The 438-nt window shown below is 62.1% G+C and carries 1 protein-coding gene; it reads left to right on the top strand.

Annotated features, from left to right (window positions below):
- Nucleotides 1-438 (top strand): VCBS domain-containing protein (locus tag V6C16_RS15025; protein WP_333543626.1); only part of this gene is annotated, 438 nt, incomplete at both ends.

Below are 438 nucleotides of genomic sequence, written 5' to 3'. Positions count from 1 at the left end.
CCCTGCTGGCTGACGGCAGTTACAGCTACAGCCTCAACAACGCCCTGTCTGCCGTCCAGCAACTGGGCGTGGGCAGCCAGTTGAGTGAAACCTTCACCTATACCGTCACCGATCAGCACGGCGCAACAGCGTCCAACACCATAACCATCACTATCCACGGAACCAACGACGCCCCGCAGGTCAGCGCCGCCGTGGCGGCCATCAATGAGGATCAGGCCGGCATCAGCGGCTCGCTTCCCACGCCTGCGGATGTGGACGCCGGGGATACGGTGAGCTTTCTGTCCCAGTCCGCAACCCCCGGCCAGTACGGATCGTTCACCCTGCTGGCTGACGGCAGTTACAGCTACAGCCTCAACAACGCCCTGTCTGCCGTCCAGCAACTGGGCGTGGGCAGCCAGTTGAGTGAAACCTTCACCTATACCGTCACCGATCAGCACG

This window comes from Desulfovibrio sp. 1188_IL3213, assembly GCF_036763145.1.
Classification (GTDB): domain Bacteria; phylum Desulfobacterota; class Desulfovibrionia; order Desulfovibrionales; family Desulfovibrionaceae; genus Desulfovibrio.
This window is presented reverse-complemented; position numbering and strand designations above follow the sequence as displayed.